At 73.5% G+C, this 17,556-nt stretch carries 14 protein-coding genes; 13 read left to right on the top strand and 1 reads right to left on the bottom strand.

Features of this window, described 5'->3' with window-relative positions:
* Positions 1–120: 120 nt before the first annotated feature.
* Entirely contained in the window at positions 121–615 is a 495-nt protein-coding gene (locus tag M5362_RS04640) for a DUF6099 family protein (protein ID WP_260226003.1), read from the top strand.
* Positions 616–671: 56 nt separating this feature from the next.
* Here M5362_RS04640 and M5362_RS04635 read toward each other — a convergent pair whose 3' ends face one another.
* Positions 672–872: a hypothetical protein gene (locus M5362_RS04635; RefSeq protein WP_260226002.1), complete on the bottom strand. Its 201-nt coding sequence runs from the start codon at positions 870–872 to the stop codon at positions 672–674.
* 96 nt (positions 873–968) lie between these two features.
* On the opposite strand from M5362_RS04635, the gene M5362_RS04630 reads away from it, so the two are divergent.
* The 12 genes from M5362_RS04630 to M5362_RS04575 all read left to right on the top strand — a co-directional run bounded on the left by M5362_RS04630 (position 969) and on the right by M5362_RS04575 (position 17,522).
* Complete coding sequence (locus M5362_RS04630) at positions 969–1,892, top strand: LLM class F420-dependent oxidoreductase (protein WP_260226001.1); 924 nt, start codon at positions 969–971, stop codon at positions 1,890–1,892.
* A gap of 14 nt (positions 1,893–1,906) precedes the next feature.
* Positions 1,907–2,812: a homocysteine S-methyltransferase gene (mmuM, locus tag M5362_RS04625; protein WP_260226000.1), complete on the top strand. Its 906-nt coding sequence runs from the start codon at positions 1,907–1,909 to the stop codon at positions 2,810–2,812.
* Between the two features lie 194 nt (positions 2,813–3,006).
* The gene (locus M5362_RS04620) at positions 3,007–3,486 is read left to right on the top strand and encodes a carboxymuconolactone decarboxylase family protein (RefSeq protein ID WP_260225999.1); all 480 of its coding nucleotides are present in this window, start codon (positions 3,007–3,009) and stop codon (positions 3,484–3,486) included.
* A gap of 61 nt (positions 3,487–3,547) precedes the next feature.
* The gene (locus M5362_RS04615; protein WP_260225998.1) at positions 3,548–4,471 is read left to right on the top strand and encodes an RNA polymerase sigma-70 factor; all 924 of its coding nucleotides are present in this window, start codon (positions 3,548–3,550) and stop codon (positions 4,469–4,471) included.
* Positions 4,472–4,655: 184 nt separating this feature from the next.
* Positions 4,656–6,122, top strand: a complete 1,467-nt coding sequence (locus tag M5362_RS04610; RefSeq protein WP_260225997.1) for a 3' terminal RNA ribose 2'-O-methyltransferase Hen1 — start codon at positions 4,656–4,658, stop codon at positions 6,120–6,122.
* On the top strand, positions 6,119–8,698 hold the full coding sequence (locus M5362_RS04605; RefSeq protein ID WP_260225996.1) for a polynucleotide kinase-phosphatase: 2,580 nt from the start codon (positions 6,119–6,121) through the stop codon (positions 8,696–8,698). Before M5362_RS04610 ends, M5362_RS04605 begins: the two co-directional genes overlap by 4 nt.
* 238 nt (positions 8,699–8,936) lie before the next feature.
* Positions 8,937–9,659, top strand: coding sequence for a Crp/Fnr family transcriptional regulator (locus tag M5362_RS04600; protein WP_260226170.1), 723 nt, complete (start codon positions 8,937–8,939; stop codon positions 9,657–9,659).
* 78 nt (positions 9,660–9,737) lie between these two features.
* Complete coding sequence (locus M5362_RS04595) at positions 9,738–10,526, top strand: hypothetical protein (RefSeq protein ID WP_260225995.1); 789 nt, start codon at positions 9,738–9,740, stop codon at positions 10,524–10,526.
* Positions 10,523–12,868, top strand: coding sequence for a hypothetical protein (locus M5362_RS04590; protein WP_260225994.1), 2,346 nt, complete (start codon positions 10,523–10,525; stop codon positions 12,866–12,868). The genes M5362_RS04595 and M5362_RS04590 overlap by 4 nt, the downstream gene beginning before the upstream one ends.
* Entirely contained in the window at positions 12,865–14,406 is a 1,542-nt protein-coding gene (locus tag M5362_RS04585; protein WP_260225993.1) for a hypothetical protein, read from the top strand. Before M5362_RS04590 ends, M5362_RS04585 begins: the two co-directional genes overlap by 4 nt.
* On the top strand, positions 14,403–14,930 hold the full coding sequence (locus M5362_RS04580) for a Pycsar system effector family protein (protein ID WP_260225992.1): 528 nt from the start codon (positions 14,403–14,405) through the stop codon (positions 14,928–14,930). The genes M5362_RS04585 and M5362_RS04580 overlap by 4 nt, the downstream gene beginning before the upstream one ends.
* A 6-nt stretch (positions 14,931–14,936) precedes the next feature.
* Entirely contained in the window at positions 14,937–17,522 is a 2,586-nt protein-coding gene (locus tag M5362_RS04575; RefSeq protein WP_260225991.1) for a vWA domain-containing protein, read from the top strand.
* Positions 17,523–17,556: the final 34 nt, after the last annotated feature.

Here is a 17,556-nt window from a genome sequence, read left to right as displayed (position 1 = left end):
TCTCCCCATCGAGCTTCCTGTCCACAGATTTCCGAATTCCTCTGGCGTTTGGGCTCAGGCGCCTTCACTCTGGGTAATGGATTCAGTGGGCAGTAAGTCGTACGAACGGGGGCGGCGTACATGGAAGCGGAGCGACTGATCGCGACGGGCCGGCACGCGCTGGCGGAGAGCGGGACGGCGCTGGACATCGTGGCGGAGGCCTGGCAGGCCCAGGCCCTCGCGCAGGCGATAGGGAGTCATCTCGCGCTCTGCGGACCGCAGGAGCTGCGGAGTGAGGCGCGGGGGCTCAGTGAGATCGGCGGCGGACGCGGGGTGGCCGACCATCCGGTGCTGCGGACGGGCGGACCGAGGGCCGCACAGCTGACCGAAGTGGGGGACGCGCGCCTGGCGTTGACCGCGCTCGGCGCGCTCCTGGGAGAAGTGGGGATCGCCTTGGTCGGTGTGGCGTGCGCGACCGACGAGGAGGGGTTGTACTGGCAGTGCATCGAGGCCATCGACGCCGCCGACGAGTCGAACGACCGGGTGCGCGGGATGCTGCGCCGCCTCGCGGTCAGGGAGCGTGACCGGCCGCCCGATGCGGCTCGGGGCAGGGCGGGCCCGGCGGGAGCGCGGTGAACGGCGACGGCGGGCACGGCCGTCGGCGAGAGCACCGGTGCGCGCCCAGGATGCCGTCAGCCCGTCCGGGGCTCGTCCCCCGCGGGGAACCGGGTGCGGTCCGTCGAGGACTGGAGGTCGGAGTCGAGCTGCGACAAGTCGGCGTTGAGCGCGGCCATCAGCTCTTCCATCTGCTGCAGCAGGCCCGTGGGGGCGCCGGAGCCCCTCTGCTCGGGCACGGACTGCTGTACGGGCGGCTGTACCGGCTGCTCGGGCATCGCCCGCCAGGGGCTCGGATATTCACCCGACCGAGCCGCGGCGGTCCTGGCGCTGACGGAGAGGTTGACGGCCGCACATAGGTGCAGGATGGAGGTATGGATCTTCGAATCTTCACCGAGCCCCAGCAGGGTGCGAGCTACGACACCCTGCTCACCGTCGCCAAGGCCACCGAGGACCTCGGTTTCGACGCCTTCTTCCGATCGGACCACTACGTCAGCATGGGCTCCGCCGACGGGCTGCCCGGGCCGACGGACGCCTGGATCACGCTGGCCGGCTTGGCCCGGGAGACCCGGCGGATCCGGCTCGGCACGCTGATGACCGCCGGCACCTTCCGCCTTCCCGGAGTCCTGGCCATCCAGGTCGCCCAGGTCGACCAGATGTCCGGCGGTCGGGTCGAACTGGGCCTGGGAGCGGGCTGGTTCGAGGAGGAGCACCGGGCTTACGGGATCCCGTTCCCCAAGGAGAAGTTCGGCCGTCTCGAGGAGCAGCTGGCGATCGTCACCGGGCTGTGGGGCACCGAGCTCGGCAAGACGTTCTCCTTCGACGGTGAGTACTACCAGCTCACCGACTCGCCTGCGCTGCCGAAGCCGGCCCAGGACAGGGTCCCGGTGCTCATCGGGGGACACGGCGCGAGCCGTACGCCGCGTCTGGCCGCGCGGTACGCCGACGAGTTCAACATCCCGTTCGCCTCGCTGGAGGACAGCGAGCGGCAGTTCGGGCGCGTCCGGGCCGCCGCCGAGGCCGCTGGGCGCGGGGCCGACGAGCTCGTGTACTCCAACGCCCTGGTGGTCTGTGTCGGCCGGGACGACGCCGAGGTGGCCCGCCGGGCGGCGGCCATCGGTCGCGAGGTGGAGGAGCTGAAGGCGAACGGTCTGGCGGGCTCACCCGCCGAGGTCGTGGACAAGATCGGCCGGTACGGCGCGATCGGGGCGTCCAGGATCTACCTGCAGGTTCTCGACCTGGACGACCTGGACCACCTGGAGCTGATCTCCTCCCAGGTCCAGTCCCAGCTCGGCTGAACGGAGGCGCGTCGATGAAGCCCGTCCACACCCTCGGCGAGGCGCTCTCCCGCGAGGTGCTCGTCCTCGACGGGGGCCTCTCCAACCAGTTGGAGGCGCAGGGGTGCGACCTGCGCGACGAGCTGTGGTCGGCGCGACTGCTGGCCGACGGGCCCGAGCAGATCGAGGCGGCGCACACCGCGTACGTACGGGCGGGTGCCCGGGTGCTGATCACGGCCAGCTACCAGGCCACGTTCGAGGGCTTCGCCCGGCGCGGCGTCGGGAGGGCCGAGGCGGCGCGGCTGCTCGCGCGGAGCGTGGAGCTGGCCCGGGCGGCGGGGGAGGGGGCCGCGGAGCCGGTGTGGGTGGCCGCGTCGGTGGGGCCGTACGGGGCGATGCTCGCCGACGGCAGCGAGTACCGGGGCCGGTACGGGCTGGACGTACGCGAGTTGGAGCGGTTCCACCGGCCCCGGATCGAGGCGCTCGTGGCGGCGGGCCCGGACGTGCTGGCGCTGGAGACGGTGCCGGACACGGTCGAGGCCGAGGCGTTGCTGCGGGCCGTCGAGGGGTGCGGGGTGCCGGTCTGGCTCTCGTACACGATCGCGGGGGAGCGGACGCGCGCCGGGCAGGAGCTGACGGAGGCGTTCGGGCTCGTGGCGGGGAACGACCAGGTGCTGGCGGTCGGGGTCAACTGCTGCGACCCGGGCGACGCGGCGCGGGCGGTGGAGCTCGCCGCCGGTACGGGCAAGCCGGTCGTGGTCTACCCGAACAGCGGGGAGGAGTGGGACGCCGGCGCCCGGGCCTGGCGGGGCGGCGGCGCCTTCGACCCGGGCCGGATGCGGGGCTGGCCGGCGGCCGGGGCCCGGTTGATCGGCGGCTGTTGCCGGGTGGGCCCCGACCGGATCGCCGCGCTGGCCGCCGCCGTGGCCGCGGCGCCCTGACGCGTCCGCCCCGTACCCGGCCCCGTACCCGGCGTCGGGTACGGGGCCGAGTACGGGAGCGGGTACGGGTCGGGTACGGGGCGGGAACGGGGTCGGGTGTCCAGGGAGACGCAGGTCACATCGGGTCGTGTCACAGGGGTACGGGCTGTCTCGTCTCAAGGGTGTAGCCACCGACCACCACGGAGGAGCACCCCATGGACGCGCGACTGAACTTCTTCACCAGCCCGACCGCCGGCAAGGCCTTCAAGTACTTCATGTCGGCGGGCAAGGCGCTCAAGGACTCGCCGCTGCCGGCCGCCACACAGGAGTTGGTGGCGCTGCGCGTCAGCCAGATCAACGGCTGCGCCGTCTGTATCGACATGCACACCAAGGAGGCCACCGCGGCCGGCGAGACCTCGGTGCGGCTGAACCTGGTGGCGGCGTGGCGCGAGGCCACCGTCTTCACCGAGGCCGAGCGCGCCGCGCTGGAGCTGGCGGAGGAGGGGACCCGGACCGCGGACGCGGCCGGTGGTGTCAGCGACGAGGTATGGGAGGCGGCTGCCAAGCACTACGACGAGGAGCAGCTCACCGCCCTGGTCATCCTGATCTCCTTCATGAACACGGCGAACCGACTGAACATCATCACGCAGCAGCCGGCGAACGGTGAGTACCAGGCCGGGCAGTTCCAGCACTGAACGGCAGCGGCTGAAGCATCCGCATCGGCGAGCGGCCCGGTGCCAGGGGGAGAGGATCGGCATGAACAAGGTGGAGGAGTTCGAGCAGTTGCGACCGCTGCTGTTCTCGATCGCCTACCGGATTCTGGGCAGTGTGGCCGAGGCCGAGGACGCGGTACAGGAGACATGGCTGCGCTTCGACGGCTCGCCGACCCGGCCCACGTCGGCCAAGGCCTTCCTGTCGACCACGATCACCCGGATCTCGGTCGACGTGCTCCGCTCCGCGCGCATGCGGCGGGAGGAGTACGTGGGCCCCTGGTTCCCCGAGCCGCTGCTGAGCGATCCGTACGAGGATCCGGCGCGGGCGGCGGAACTCGCCGATTCGGTCTCCATGGCCGCGCTGCTGCTCCTCGAGCGGCTCAGCCCGCTGGAACGGGCGGTGTTCGTGCTGCGGGAGGTGTTCGGTTTCGGGTTCGACGAGGTCGCGTCGGCCGTGGGGCGGTCGGAGGCGGCGTGCCGGCAGCTACTGGTGCGGGCGCGACGGCACATGAAGGCCGGGCGGCCGCGGTTCGAGGCGGACCGGCAGGAGCGCAAGGAGCTGGCGACGCGGTTCTTCGACGCGCTGAGGGCGGGCGACATGGACGGGCTGCGGGAGCTGCTCGCCGCCGACGCACAGCTGGTCGGAGACGGCGGCGGCAAGGCCCCGCAGCTGGCCAGGGCCATCATGGGCGCGCAGAACGTGGCCCGGCTGCTCGGCACCTACATCCCGCTCCTGGCCCTCGTGGACGTCACGTTCGAGCAGCACGAGGTCAACGGCCAACCGGGCGCGATCTTCCGCGACCGGGACGGCAGGGTTCTCCACGCCCTGACGCTGGACGTGCTCGACGGGCAGATCCAGACCATCCGCACGGTGATCAACCCCGACAAGCTCGGGCACATGGGCGAGGTCGCGGACGCCTGGGCGATCTCCCGCGAGGTGCAGGAGGTCCGCCGCCGGCCGAACTGAACCCGCCCGGCCCGCGCCCGTGGCGACACCCGCTGAACCCGCCCGGCCCGCGCCGCGCCGGCGGCGGCACCCGCTGAACCCGTCCGGCCCACGCCGCGCCGGTGGCCGCCGAACCGGCCCCGGCCGGCGGCGGCACCCGGAAAATGCCTGGTCGGAGCCGGGTTTCCGGACCATACTCGGACGGGTGTTCCTGACAATCAGTACGACCGGCACCCGCGAACGTCCCGCGACCGATCTGGGCTTCCTGCTGCACAAGCATCCCGACAACGCGCAGACGTTCTCGACCTCGCACGGCACGGCGCACGTCCTCTACCCCGAGGCGACCGCCGAGCGGTGCACGGCCGCGCTCCTCCTCGAGGTGGACCCCGTGGGTCTGGTGCGGCGGGGCAAGGGCAAGGGCCGGGGCGGCGCCCCCGACTCCGCGCTCGCGCAGTACGTGAACGACCGGCCCTACGCCGCGTCCTCGCTGCTCGCCGTCGCGCTCTCCACCGTCTTCAAGAGCGCCCTGCGCGGCGCCTGCAAGGCGATGCCCGAGCGCGCCGCCGCCTCCCTGCCGCTGCGCGTCGAGGTCCCGGCGCTCCCGGCGCGCGGTGGTGCCGAACTGGTCCGCAAACTGTTCGCGCCCCTCGGCTGGGACACGGTCGAGGCGGAGCCCGTGGCGCTGGACACGTCGTTCCCGGAGTGGGGCGACTCGCGCTACGTACGGCTCGTCCTCGAAGGGGAGCTGCGGCTCGCCGACGCGCTCAACCAGCTGTACGTCCTGCTTCCGGTCCTCGACGACGCCAAGCACTACTGGGTCGCGCCGGACGAGGTCGACAAGCTGCTGCGCGCCGGTGACGGCTGGCTCGCCGAGCACCCCGAGCAGAAGCTGATCACCAGCCGCTACCTCTCCCGCCGCTGGGGCCTGACACGGGACGCCATGGAGCGCCTGGAGCTGGTGCGGCTCGCCGAGACGGACGGGCTGGACGTCGAGGACGTCGACAACGCGGTCGACGAGACGACCGACACCGAGGAGAAGCCGGTCCCGCTCGCCGAGCAGCGCCGTGAGGCGATCCTCGCCGCCCTGCGCGCCGCCGACGCGACGCGCGTGCTCGACCTCGGCTGCGGACAGGGCCAGTTGGTGCAGGCGCTGCTCAAGGACGTGCGCTTCACCGACATCGTCGGCGTCGACGTGTCCGTACGGGCCCTGACCATCGCCGGGCGCCGGCTGCGTCTGGAGCGTCTCGGTGAGCGCCAGGCCGGCCGGGTGAAGCTGATCCAGGGCTCGCTCGCGTACACCGACAAGCGTCTGACCGGCTACGACGCGGCCGTCCTGAGCGAGGTCATCGAGCACCTCGACCTGCCGCGGCTGCCGGCGCTGGAGTACGCCGTGTTCGGCTCAGCACGACCCCGGACGGTGCTCGTGACCACCCCGAACGTCGAGTACAACGTCCGCTGGGAGTCCCTCCCGGCCGGGCACGTCCGGCACGGCGACCACCGCTTCGAGTGGACCCGCGAGGAGTTCCGCGCCTGGGCGGGGCGCGTCGCCGAAGAGTACGGATACGGGGTCGGGTTCACCCCCGTCGGCCCGGACGACCCCGAGGTCGGCCCGCCCACCCAGATGGCCGTCTTCACCCAGCACGCCGCGACCCCGAAGGAGGAGCAGGCATGACCACCGAGACCACCGCCGCCACCGGCACCCGCAAGCTGCCCGTCACCGACCTGTCCCTCGTGGTCCTCATCGGTGCGAGCGGCTCCGGCAAGTCCACCTTCGCGCGCCGCCACTTCAAGCCCACCGAGGTCATCTCCTCCGACTTCTGCCGCGGCCTGGTCGCCGACGACGAGAACGACCAGAGCGCCAGCCGGGACGCCTTCGACGTCCTGCACTACATCGCCGGCAAGCGGCTTGAGGCGGGACGGCTGACCGTCGTGGACGCCACCAACGTCCAGCAGGAGGCCCGGCGTCAGCTGGTGCAGCTGGCCCGGCAGTACGACGTGCTGCCCATCGCGATCGTCCTCGACCTCCCCGAGGAGGTCTGCCAGGCACGGAACGCGGGCCGCCCCGACCGGGCGGACATGCCGCGCCACGTGATCCAGCGCCACCGCCGCGAGCTGCGCCGCTCGCTGCGCGGACTGGAGCGTGAGGGCTTCCGCAAGGTGCACGTGCTGCGCAGCGTCGAGGAGGTGGAGGCGGCCGAGGTCGTCCTGGAGAAGCGGTTCAACGACCTGCGCCACCTCACCGGCCCGTTCGACATCGTCGGTGACATCCACGGCTGCCACTCCGAGCTGGAGACCCTGCTCGGAAGGCTCGGTTACGTCGACGGCCACCACCCCGAGGGGCGTACGGCCGTCTTCGTCGGCGACCTCGTCGACCGCGGTCCGGACAGCCCGGGCGTTCTGCGGCGCGTCATGTCCATGGTCGCGGCCGGCGACGCCCTCTGTGTTCCCGGGAACCACGAGAACAAGCTGGGCCGCTGGCTCAAGGGCCGCAAGGTCCAGGAGACCCACGGCCTCGCCGAGACGATCGAGCAGCTGGGCCGGGAGAGCGAGGAGTTCCGGGCCGAGGTCGGCGCGTTCATCGACGGGCTCGTCAGCCACTACGTCCTCGACGAGGGGAAGCTCGTCGTCTGCCACGCGGGTCTGCCGGAGAAGTACCACGGCCGGACCTCCGGGCGGGTGCGCTCGCACGCCCTGTACGGGGACACGACGGGGGAGACCGACGAGTTCGGGCTGCCGGTGCGCTACCCGTGGGCGGAGGAGTACCGCGGCCGGGCCACCGTCGTCTATGGCCACACGCCTGTCCCGAACACCTCGTGGGTGAACAACACCATCTGCCTGGACACCGGCGCCGTCTTCGGCGGGAAGATGACCGCGCTGCGCTGGCCGGAGCGGGAACTCGTCGACGTACCGGCGGAGAAGGTCTGGTACGAGCCGGCGCGGCCGCTCGCGACCGAGGCGCCGGGCGGCCACGAGGGGCGCCCGCTCGACCTCGCCGACGTGCACGGACGCCGGATCGTGGAGACCCGGCAGATGGGCAACGTCTCGGTACGGGAGGAGAACGCGGCGGCGGCCCTGGAGGTCATGAGCCGCTTCGCGGTCGACCCGCGGCTGCTCGCCTACCTGCCGCCGACGATGGCGCCGACCGCGACCTCGAAGGAGGAGGGCTACCTGGAGCACCCCGCCGAGGCCTTCGCCCAGTACCGGGCGGAGGGTGTCGAGCGGGTCGTGTGCGAGGAGAAGCACATGGGCTCCCGGGCCGTCGCCCTGGTCTGCCGGGACGAGGACACGGCGCGGGAACGGTTCGGCGTCGTCGGAGCGACCGGCGCGCTGCACACCCGTACCGGCCGGCCCTTCTTCGACGATCCCGAGGTCACCGAGCAGGTCCTGGCGCGGCTGCGGGCGGCCGTCACCGCCGCCGGGCTGTGGGACGAGCTGTCGGCATCGGACAGCGCCTCCGGCGCGGGGGACTGGCTGCTGCTCGACGGCGAACTGATGCCGTGGTCGCTGAAGTCCACCGGGCTGCTGCGCTCGCAGTACGCGGCGGTCGGCGCGGCCTCCCGTGCCGTCTTCCCCGGCGCGCTCGGCGCGCTGGAGCAGGCGGTGGCGCGGGGCGTGGAAGGGGTGGACGCGCTCCTCGCCAAGCAGCGCGAACGGGCTTCGGACGCCGAGGCGTTCACCGAGGCGTACCGCCGGTACTGTTGGCCGACGCAGGGTCTGGAGGGCGTGCGCTTCGCGCCGTTCCAGGTCCTCGCCGCGCGGGGCCGCTCGCTGGCGGCCGTGCCGCACGACGAGCAGCTCGGGTGGCTCGACCGGATGACCGACTCCGACCCGACCGGTCTGCTCCAGGTCACCCGACGGCTCGTGGTCGACACGGGTGACGAGGAGTCCGTACGGGCCGGTGTCGACTGGTGGCTGGAGATGACGGCGGCCGGTGGCGAGGGCATGGTCGTCAAGCCGCTCGCCGCACTGGTCCGCGGCGCCGGCGGCCGGCTCGTCCAGCCGGGCGTGAAGGTCCGCGGCCGTGAGTACCTGCGGATCATCTACGGCCCGGAGTACACCCGCCCGGAGAACCTGGAGCGTCTGCGGAACCGCTTCCTCGGGCACAAGCGTTCGCTCGCTCTGCGTGAGTACGCGCTCGGCCTGGAAGCGCTGGACCGGCTGGCCGAGGGCGAGCCGCTCTGGCGGGTGCACGAGGCCGTGTTCGCGGTGCTCGCACTGGAGTCCGAGCCGGTGGATCCGCGCCTCTGACCGTGATTCCGCGGGGGGCGCAGGGGAGTGGACAGCCGCGCTCCCCTGCGCCCCCCGTGCTCGTTGACGGGCCTCTTCGCCAGCCCCTAGCGTTCTTCACCCCACGACGTGACGCAGAGTCAGCACTGTGACTGCGTGCACCACTTGAGTTGGGACCAGACACGGACACGGGCGCAGGCGTGCGCGGTTCGTCGCGTGGCCGACACGGCCGCGCGGTGAAGAGCGGGGGGTGAGGACAGTGGGCCTTTTCGGCCAGGACCGCTCGTTCCTCCACGCCCTGCCCGAGCGGGACCGCCGTGAGCTGCTCGCCGAGGGGACGCCACGCGGCTACGAACCCGGCGAGGTGATGATCCGGGAGCGGGACACCTCCGCCTACGTCCTCGCGCTGACCTCCGGCTGGTCCGTCGTCTCGGTGGAGACCGAGCGCGGCACCCGCCTCATCCTGGCCCTGCGCGGCGCCGGCGAGGTCGTCGGCGATCTCGCCGCCGTGGACATGCGCCCCCGCAGCGCCACCGTCACGGCGCTGGGCCACGTCGAGGCCGTCGCCGTCTCCGGCGACAGGTTCCGCCACTTCCTCGCCACCCACCCGCACGCCACCTCGCTGATCATGCGCCAGCTCTCGGCCCGCCTGCGCAGCTCCGACGTCGAGCGCCGCTCCCTCGCCTCCGAGACGGTGCTCCAGCGGCTCGCCGCCCGCCTGGTCGAACTGGCCGAACGGGCGGGCCGACGCGCCGGCGCCGGGACCGTACTCGAACTCCCGCTTCCGCAGCACGACCTGGCCGCGGCCATAGGAGCCACCCGGGAGGCGGTCGCCAAGGCGCTCCGGCTGCTGCGGGAACAGGACGTCGTCCGTACCGCGAACCGCCGGGTCGTCGTCATCGACATGCCCGTCCTGCTCCTGCTGGCCCAGGGCGGAGCGCCCCACCCGAGGACGTCGGAGAAATCTCCTCCGGGTGTGTAAACGACTACATCGCCGGCCGCCGCACGCGGCCAGGCTTGACCCGTCACCACGGCACCACGGCACACACAGGGAGTCCGAGTGAGCAGTGCGGGAGCGAGCGCCGGAGCGATCCACCGGCTCGTCGTCTTCGGAGACGCCGTCGGATCCGGCACCTTGGGCATGGACGCGAAGCGGCAGATGCGCTCCGCCATGTACGGGGCGTTCGGCGAGGCGTACGCCGCCATCGGCGTCGAACCGGGCACCGTCCACCAGGAGGACCGCGGCGACGGCATCCTCGGGGCCCTGCGCCCGGACGTACCGCCGACGTTCGTCGTCGGACGGTGGATCGACACCCTGTACGAGAGCCTGCGGGAGCACAACGCCGGGCGCCGCGACCGGCTGCGGATGCGGGTCGGCATCAACGCCGGACTGGTCCTGGAGGACGGTCACGGACTGGTCGGGCGGGCGGTCGACCTCGCCTGCCGGCTCTGCGACAGCCCCACGGCCAAGCAGATCATGACCGACGCGCCCGAGGCCGACCTGCTCGTGGTCGTCTCGGACTGGCTCTACGCCAACGTGGTCGTCGAGGGCGGACGGTACGTCGAGCCGGGGCACTACCGGCAGGCCCGGGTGCGCTCCAAGGAGACCGACGAGACCGCCTGGTTCCACATCCCCCGCCGGCCGGCGCCGCCGCTGCCGGACCCGGAGGCGGGGGGACCTCAGACCGGCGGTGGGCCGTCGCGGGGGGACGGCCCACCGCCCATCGAGACCCGGCGCTACAACGCCGGCCGTGACCTCAACGTGTTCGAGGGCAACACGATCCACGGCGGATTCACCGGCATCCGGAAGGACCGCTCCGGCTCCCGGCGGGAGGAGGAGGACGCATGAGCGACGACGACGCGTCCGCGCAGGACGGCCCGCGGGAAGACGGACCGTCCGGCGGCGACAGGCCGGACACGGGAAGGCCGGACGCGGACCGGCCCGGTTCCGACCGGCCCGCCGACCGGACCGACACGGCAGGCGAACAGCCGCCCGAGGCCAACCCCTTCGACCGCGCGGGCCGCAGCCCCGTCGACGGCCACGGCGGCACCGGCGGAGCCGGCACCGCCCGCGCCGCGCTGCGCACCCTCGCCCAGCAGCCCGCCGGCCGCACCTACGAGATCGGCGGCGACGGACAGATCTACGAGGGCAACCAGTGGATCACCCAGTTCTGGGCGGGCACCCGGACCGAACTGGTCCAGGGAGCCGTACCGCAGGAGACCCTCCAGCACCTCGACGACGTGTACCGCGAAGTGCCCGGCTACGCCCGGATGAGGGACCTCCTGCGCGGCAACCGCCTCCTCGTCCTCTGCGGCGAACCCGGCAGCGGCCGCAAGGCCACCGCCCTCGCCCTGCTCTCCGAGGTCACCGACCACAAGGTCAACCGCCTCGACCCCCGCCACCGCGTCGACGAGATCGACACCGACGCGCTGGAGCCGGGATTCGGCCACCTCCTGGAGCTGCCCTCCGACGACGGGCGGGCCGAGCACGAGCCGCACCGCGGCCGCGACGAACCCCGCGACAGGACCCGCCGCACCCGCATACGCCTCTCCGAACTGCACCTCGACCGGTTCAGCGAGCAGCTCCGCGGCAAGGAGGCGTACGGAGTCGTCCTCGTCGAGAGCGGCGACCTCGCCGACCGGATGCTGCGCGGACGGTACGGGATGTACTGCCCGCCGCCGCCCTCCGACGAGGTCCTCCACCGGCATCTGCGGACGCTGCTGCGGGGCGAGCCCGAAGGAGCCCTCGACGACGCGCGGGCGCTCGCCCGGCGCGCCGACGTCACCAAGGCCCTCGGCCTCGACGCGCTGCGCCCCCGCGAGGCCGCCCGGCTCGCCGACCACCTGGCCCGGCGGCAGAAGCAGGAACTCACCGACGCGGAACTCCTGGAGGACTGCTCGGCGTTCGTCCGCGCCCAGGCACGCTCCTGGTTCGCCGGCGCCGACCGTCCCGGCACCCTGCCCGAGGCGCTGCCCGCCCTCAACGCCACCGCGTTCCGGATCGCCGTCGCCGTCTTCAACGGATCGGCCTACAGCATCGCCGCCGAGGCCGCCGAACTCCTCACCTGGGAGCTCAGCTCCACCCTCGACCCTGAACAGCCGCCGGGACGAAGGCTGTTCGGCACCCACGCCGAAAGCCGCCCGGTCCTCGCCCGCTCCGTACTGGAGGACGGCGAGATCGACCTCGGGCCCGCCAAGGTCCCCGTCCGGGCGATCCGCTTCCAGGGCGACGCCCTGGCCACGGCCGTCCTCGGCGAGATCTGGCACGGTTACCACAACGTGCGCGGCCCGGTCGCCCGCTGGCTCCGCACGCTCTGCCACGACCCCCGCCCCGAGGTCTGGGTCCGGGCCTCCATCGCCGCCGGCGTGCTCTGTTCCTGGGACTGGATCTACGGGTTCGGCGAGCTGATCGCCCCGATGGCGTCGATGGACACCGCCGTACCGCGGATGGCCGCCGCCACCGCGCTCGCCGAGGCCGCCCGCAACCCGCGGGTGCAGCCCGCCGTCGTCGCCGTACTGAAGGACTGGGCGGGCGAGGACGACGACGAACTGCGCGAGACCGTCCTGCTCACCCACGGCTACGTGCTGGCGGCCGGGACGGTGAAGGACTCGCTCGACGCGCTCGCACGCGTGGTACGCGGCCGGGAGGCCACCGACGTCGACGTCATCGGCACGGCCTCCTTCAGCGTCGTCCGGCTGCTCGCCTCGGGGGAGCCCGAGACGGTCACCCGAAGGATGGGCGAGTGGCTCGAGGACGGGCGGCTCACGCTGGCCAACCTGGTCCTCGTCTCCATGCTCAACACGCTGACGTTCCGCACCACCCACCTCTGGGGGCTGCGGGACGTGCCCGAGCTGGAACCGCACGCCGCCCGGCCGCTGCTCGTCGCCCTGCTCGCCACCCGCCCCGGCCTCGCCCCGCACCTCGCCGCCCTGCTGCGCCACACGCTCAGCACCGCGCGCTCGGGCGAGGCGGCCCTCGACGGCCTGGCCAGCCTGCTGCGCCGGGCCGCGAAGGACGAGGAGGCGCTCGACCACGTGTGCCGGCTGCTGCCGCTGCTCGGGGTGAGCCGCAGGGACCGCGACCGGCTGCGCGGACTGCTCAAGGAACTGGTCGGCGACCGGGACAGGCCGATGGACAGGCGCGCCGCGGGCCGGATGTGGGACGCGGTGGCGGAAGGAGCGGAGCGATGAACGACCCCCAGAACCAGAACGGCGGCCTCGGCGGCCAGAGGCAGCGGGACGGACGGGAGCACGGGCAGGGGCAGCGCGGCGGGCGGGACGGGCGCGAGCAGGGGCGGCGGGAGAAGAGCGCGGGTCCGCTGATCCGCGAGGTCCCGCCCCCGTACAAGCGCACCAGCGGCGCGGTCGCGGCCGTGCTGCTCTACCGCAACGGCGGCCACCGGGTCATGTGGCCCGACCGCACCGAGGACACCAACAAGCCCATGCTGGGCTCTCCGTACACCGTCTTCGAGGTCCGGACCGGCCGTCATGTCACCGAGTTCGAGCTCGCCCTGCCCGCCTCCGGCGACGGCGTCTTCTTCAAGGCGGCGGCCCGGGTCCTGTGGGAGGTGGCCGATCCGTATCTCGTCGTGAGCCAACAGGTGTGGAACGTCGCCGAGTTGCTGCGCGACGACCTCCTGGACGGGCTGCGGGCGGTCTCCCGCCGGTTCCGGCTCACCGACGCCCAGCGCGCCGACGAGGCCGTACGCGACGAGCTCAGCTCCGGGCGCTTCAGCCTCGGAGAGGACCTCGGACTGCGCGCCCGGGTGCTCGTCTTCATCGACCTGGACGACACCATCAAGGAGGAGATCGGCAAGCGGGACCTGGTCAGCGTCTCCATGCAGGTCGACGAGCGGGAGATCGAGCAGCGGCGGGTCAAGGAGCTGGGCGAGCGGCGGCTCGTCGCCGAGCGGGCCCGCGATCTCGAAGAGCTGTTCCGGCGCGGGGACCTGGCGCAGATCGCGCACCACATGGCGATGAACCCCGACAAGCAGTGGGACATCAGGCGCGAGCTCCAGCAGGAGAAGCGCGAGGGCCAGGCCGACTTCCTCGCGGTCTTCAACCGCCTCCTCGACACGGGTGTCCTGGAACGGCACGACATCGGCGAACCGATGTACCAGGTACTGGAGTTCCTGCGGGAGAGCACCGGAACCGTCCTCGGGGGCGTCGCGGGCCACGTCCTCACCCCGCCCGGCCCCGGCCGCAGAAGGGCGGCCCTGGAGGGCGGCGCCCGCCCCGAACCGGTCCTGCCGCCCTGGCACGACGACACGCGGGACGGCCGGGGCGGGCGGGAAGGGCGGGAAGGGCGGGACTCCGGCGACGAGGACACGCGGGCACGGAGGGGGCCCAGCGGTTCCAGGGAGACCAGGGATTCCAGGGAGCCCAGGGATTCCAGGGGGTCGGGCGAGCCCAGGGGATTCGGGGACACCCGGAGCGACGATGCGCGGGAATCCCGGGACGGCGGCGGTCGGGAGTCCGGACGCGAACCGTCGTGGGAGGACGCGGAGCACGAGGAGGAGCGGCCGGTCTACGAGCCGACCCGCGTCCAGTCGTCCTCGGAACGCGACCGCGACGACCGGGCCCGCCGCCGCTACTCCGACTTCGAGGAACGGGACTACGACGACCGGCGGTTCGACGACCGGTTCCGTGACGACCGGTTCCGTGACGACCGCGACCGAGGCCCCTCCTCCCGCCCCAGCTCCGACTTCGACGACTGGGACACCGAATGACCGCACCCACCCCGGCCCCGGCCCCGACCCCCACCCCCGAGCCCGCCTCCGCCCCGGACGCGGCCGACCTCCGATTCATGGCAGAGCGGCTCCTGACCACCGTCCGCGAGGACATCGGCCGGGCCGACACCAAGGCGGCGATCCTGCTCTCCGGCGCCCTCGCCTTCCTGGCGGTGGTCTTCTCCCGGGACCGCGGCCCGCTGCCGTCCTCCGGCGCGGGCCTCGTCCTGGCGGCCGTGGCCGGGGCGCTGTGGACGGCCGGGGTCCTGATGCTCGTCTCCGTGGTCCTTCCGCGCACCCGTATCGGCGCCGACCGGACCCTGCTGCGCGAACTGACGTCGGGGACGACCCCGGACGCGCTGCGCGACCGGCTCACGGCGTCCGGCGGGGACGCCACCGACTGGCTCCTGGAACAGGCGAGCGTGCACGGTGTCGTGCTCGCCGCGAAATACCGATGGCTGCGTCTCGGCGTCTGCGCTCTCGCGCTCGGCGCCCTGCCGGCCCTCTTCAGCGGACTGTGGTGAGAGACAATGCAGTGGAGAAGCACCGGGGGCGTTCTGCTCCTCGCCGGAGCGCTGGTCGCGCTCTCCGGCCCCCTCGGCCCCGGCACGGCGGGCGCGGCGGCGCCGCGGACCGCCTCGGCGGCGGCCGCCCCGGCCGAGGGCCCCGACCCCATCGACTTCGCCGTCGTCGTCGACCAGTCCAAGAGCCTCGCCGACAAGGACCTGGCCCTGGAGACCGAGGCGGCCGCCCTGCTCAGCCAGGGTGAGATATCCGAGCGCTCCCGGGCCACCGTCATCGGCTTCGGCAGCTCCGAGAAACCGGGCCAGTCCCCGGTGCGCGAGGTGTGCCCGCTGACCGTCGCCGACGCGGCCGGCCGCCAGCGCCTCAGCGACTGCGTCCCGCAGCTGACCCGCCGGGACTCCGCGCGCATGGGCCCCGGCACCGACTTCCCCGCCGCGATCCGCCAGGCCGTCTCCCGGCTCACGGAGGACGGCCGCCCGACCACGCCCAAGGTCGTCTTCCTGCTCACCGACGGCCGGCTCGATGTCGGGGACAGCCCCGAGTACGGCCCCGACAAGGCGAGCCGGCAGAGCAACGGCGAGAAGCGGCTCGCCGAGGAACTCGCCCGCGCCCGGGCCGCCTCCGTCCAGATCTGGCCCCTGGGCTTCGGCGGCGAGATCGACGAGGACGCGCTCACCGCGATGGCCGAGGGCGGCTACCGCGGCAGCTGCGCCGACGTGCCCGGCGCCGTCCCGAGGATGCGGGTGGTCGACACCGCGGCCGGGATCGACAAGGCGCTCCAGGAGACGTTCGCGGCGGCCCGCTGTGCCCGCATCGCCCACGGCACGGTCGGCAAGCCGCCGGCCGACCTGTCCGTCACCATCCCGCCGATCGCCACCGACGGCTCGCTCACGGTCGGCAAGCACGACCCCAAGGTACGGGTGACCTACTACGACCCGAGCGGCCGCAAGGTCCCCACCCAGGGCGAGTTCGACGGCTCCACCTTCGAGGTCAGCGGACAGGACGGCCCGGTCGAGGCGCTGCGCGTCAAGAACCCGATGCCCGGCCGCTGGCGCGTCCACATCGAGGCCCCGGAGGGTCACCGGGACCGCGAGGTCGCCGTCCGCGCGATCTGGCAGGGCCGGCTGCGCTCCGAGGTCATCCTCGACCCCGCCTCGCCGCGCGCCGGCGAGGAGGTCGTCGTCGCGGTGCGGATGCAGACCCGGCGCGGCGTCGTCATCACCGACCCCAAGCAGCTGGAGGGCGTCAAGGTCTCGGCCGTGCTCAGCGGCGCCGGCTTCGCCCCGGTCACCGTCCGTCTCGCGGACGACGGGCGCGCCCCCGACCAGCGGGCGGGCGACGTGCGGTTCACGGGCCGGATCACCGTCCCGGCCACCGCCACCGGCGACCTGGAGCTCGTCACGGACATGGCGGCGCCCGGGGTCACCTCCGACCGCCGCCCGCTGCACGCCCGTACGGCCCAGGGCACCCCGGCCGTCACGGCCGGGATCACCGTCGACCGTGTGACGGTGCACCCCGGCGCCACCGTGCGGGGGACCCTGGACGTCACCAACAACGACAGCGTCCCGCACAGCCTGCGCCTCGGTCTGACGGACCAGGCGGCCGGCGCCGACCTCGAACTGTCCCCGGCGACGGTCACCGCGGAGCCCGGCCGGAGCACCCGCTTCGACTTCACGCTCGCGGTCGGCCGGGGCACGCCCGTGGGCGAACTGGGCGGCCAGGTCGTCCTCCTCGATACCGGGGACGGCGACCGCGCCCTCGACACCGCCTTCCTGGACGTACGGGTCGAGGCGCCGCCCACCTGGTGGGACCGCTGGTGGTGGGCGGTGGCCGCCGCGGCGGCGGTCCTCCTGATCGCCGCCGCCGTCACCGCCGCATGGGCCCGGGCGCAGATCCGTCGCAAGGACCTGACAGGCGTCCGGCTCGAACTCCTCCGCGACGGGACGGTTCTCAGCTCGCTCACCATCCGCAAGGGCCAGAGCCGCGGCGGCGAGTACCTCTTCGCGGTCGACGAGCCGCGCGGGGCCGCCCCGACGCTGCGCCGCTCACGCGGCGGGTCCACGGCCCACCGCCTGCGCCGGACGGGCGGCGGCGAGCTGCTCCTGCGTCCGCACGGGGGACGGGAGTCCGGCGTACGCCCGGGTGTTCCGGCCGGTCTCGGCGGCTTCGAGCTCGTCGTCGGCGGCCGCGCGGGCCGAGGCGGCGGTACGGGCGGCGGTACGGGCGGCCGTACCGGCGGCACGGGCCGCAGCGGCGGTCCCGGGCGCCCCGACGGCGCGGGCCGGCCCACGGGCCCGAACCGCACGGGCGGTGGCGGCGGATGGCGCGACCGGTTCGGCCGCCGCTCCGCCACACCCGGCGACCGGAACCGGGAGAGCGGCAGGGACCGTGACACCGGCTCCCGTGACCGTGACACCGGCCGTGACCGTGACCCCGGCTCCCGTGACCGTGACACCGGCCGTGACCCCGGCCGTACCGCCGGAGGCGACCGCGACCGGGACCGGTCCCGCGATCGGAGCCGTACCGCCGGATCCGACGAGGGCCGCGCCGAGCAGCCCGCACCCAGCAGCCAATGGGACCCGAACTTCTGATCGGCCCACGTACCAACGGGTCTCAAAGGGAGAC

Origin of the sequence: Streptomyces sp. Je 1-79, from assembly GCF_025195125.1 — a bacterium.
In the GTDB taxonomy this organism is placed as follows: Bacteria; Actinomycetota; Actinomycetes; order Streptomycetales; family Streptomycetaceae; genus Streptomyces.
This window is presented reverse-complemented; position numbering and strand designations above follow the sequence as displayed.

Bases quoted from the DNA above. Each gene is read 5' to 3' on its own strand.
- M5362_RS04575 (WP_260225991.1), top strand. From the start codon at position 14,937: ATGCAGTGGAGAAGCACCGGGGGCGTTCTGCTCCTCGCCGGAGCGCTG.
- M5362_RS04605 (WP_260225996.1), top strand. From the start codon at position 6,119: ATGACCACCGAGACCACCGCCGCCACCGGCACCCGCAAGCTGCCCGTC.
- M5362_RS04635 (WP_260226002.1), bottom strand. From the start codon at position 872: ATGCCCGAGCAGCCGGTACAGCCGCCCGTACAGCAGTCCGTGCCCGAG.
- M5362_RS04640 (WP_260226003.1), top strand. From the start codon at position 121: ATGGAAGCGGAGCGACTGATCGCGACGGGCCGGCACGCGCTGGCGGAG.
- M5362_RS04580 (WP_260225992.1), top strand. From the start codon at position 14,403: ATGACCGCACCCACCCCGGCCCCGGCCCCGACCCCCACCCCCGAGCCC.
- mmuM (WP_260226000.1), top strand. From the start codon at position 1,907: ATGAAGCCCGTCCACACCCTCGGCGAGGCGCTCTCCCGCGAGGTGCTC.
- M5362_RS04620 (WP_260225999.1), top strand. From the start codon at position 3,007: ATGGACGCGCGACTGAACTTCTTCACCAGCCCGACCGCCGGCAAGGCC.
- M5362_RS04630 (WP_260226001.1), top strand. From the start codon at position 969: ATGGATCTTCGAATCTTCACCGAGCCCCAGCAGGGTGCGAGCTACGAC.
- M5362_RS04615 (WP_260225998.1), top strand. From the start codon at position 3,548: ATGAACAAGGTGGAGGAGTTCGAGCAGTTGCGACCGCTGCTGTTCTCG.
- M5362_RS04585 (WP_260225993.1), top strand. From the start codon at position 12,865: ATGAACGACCCCCAGAACCAGAACGGCGGCCTCGGCGGCCAGAGGCAG.
- M5362_RS04590 (WP_260225994.1), top strand. From the start codon at position 10,523: ATGAGCGACGACGACGCGTCCGCGCAGGACGGCCCGCGGGAAGACGGA.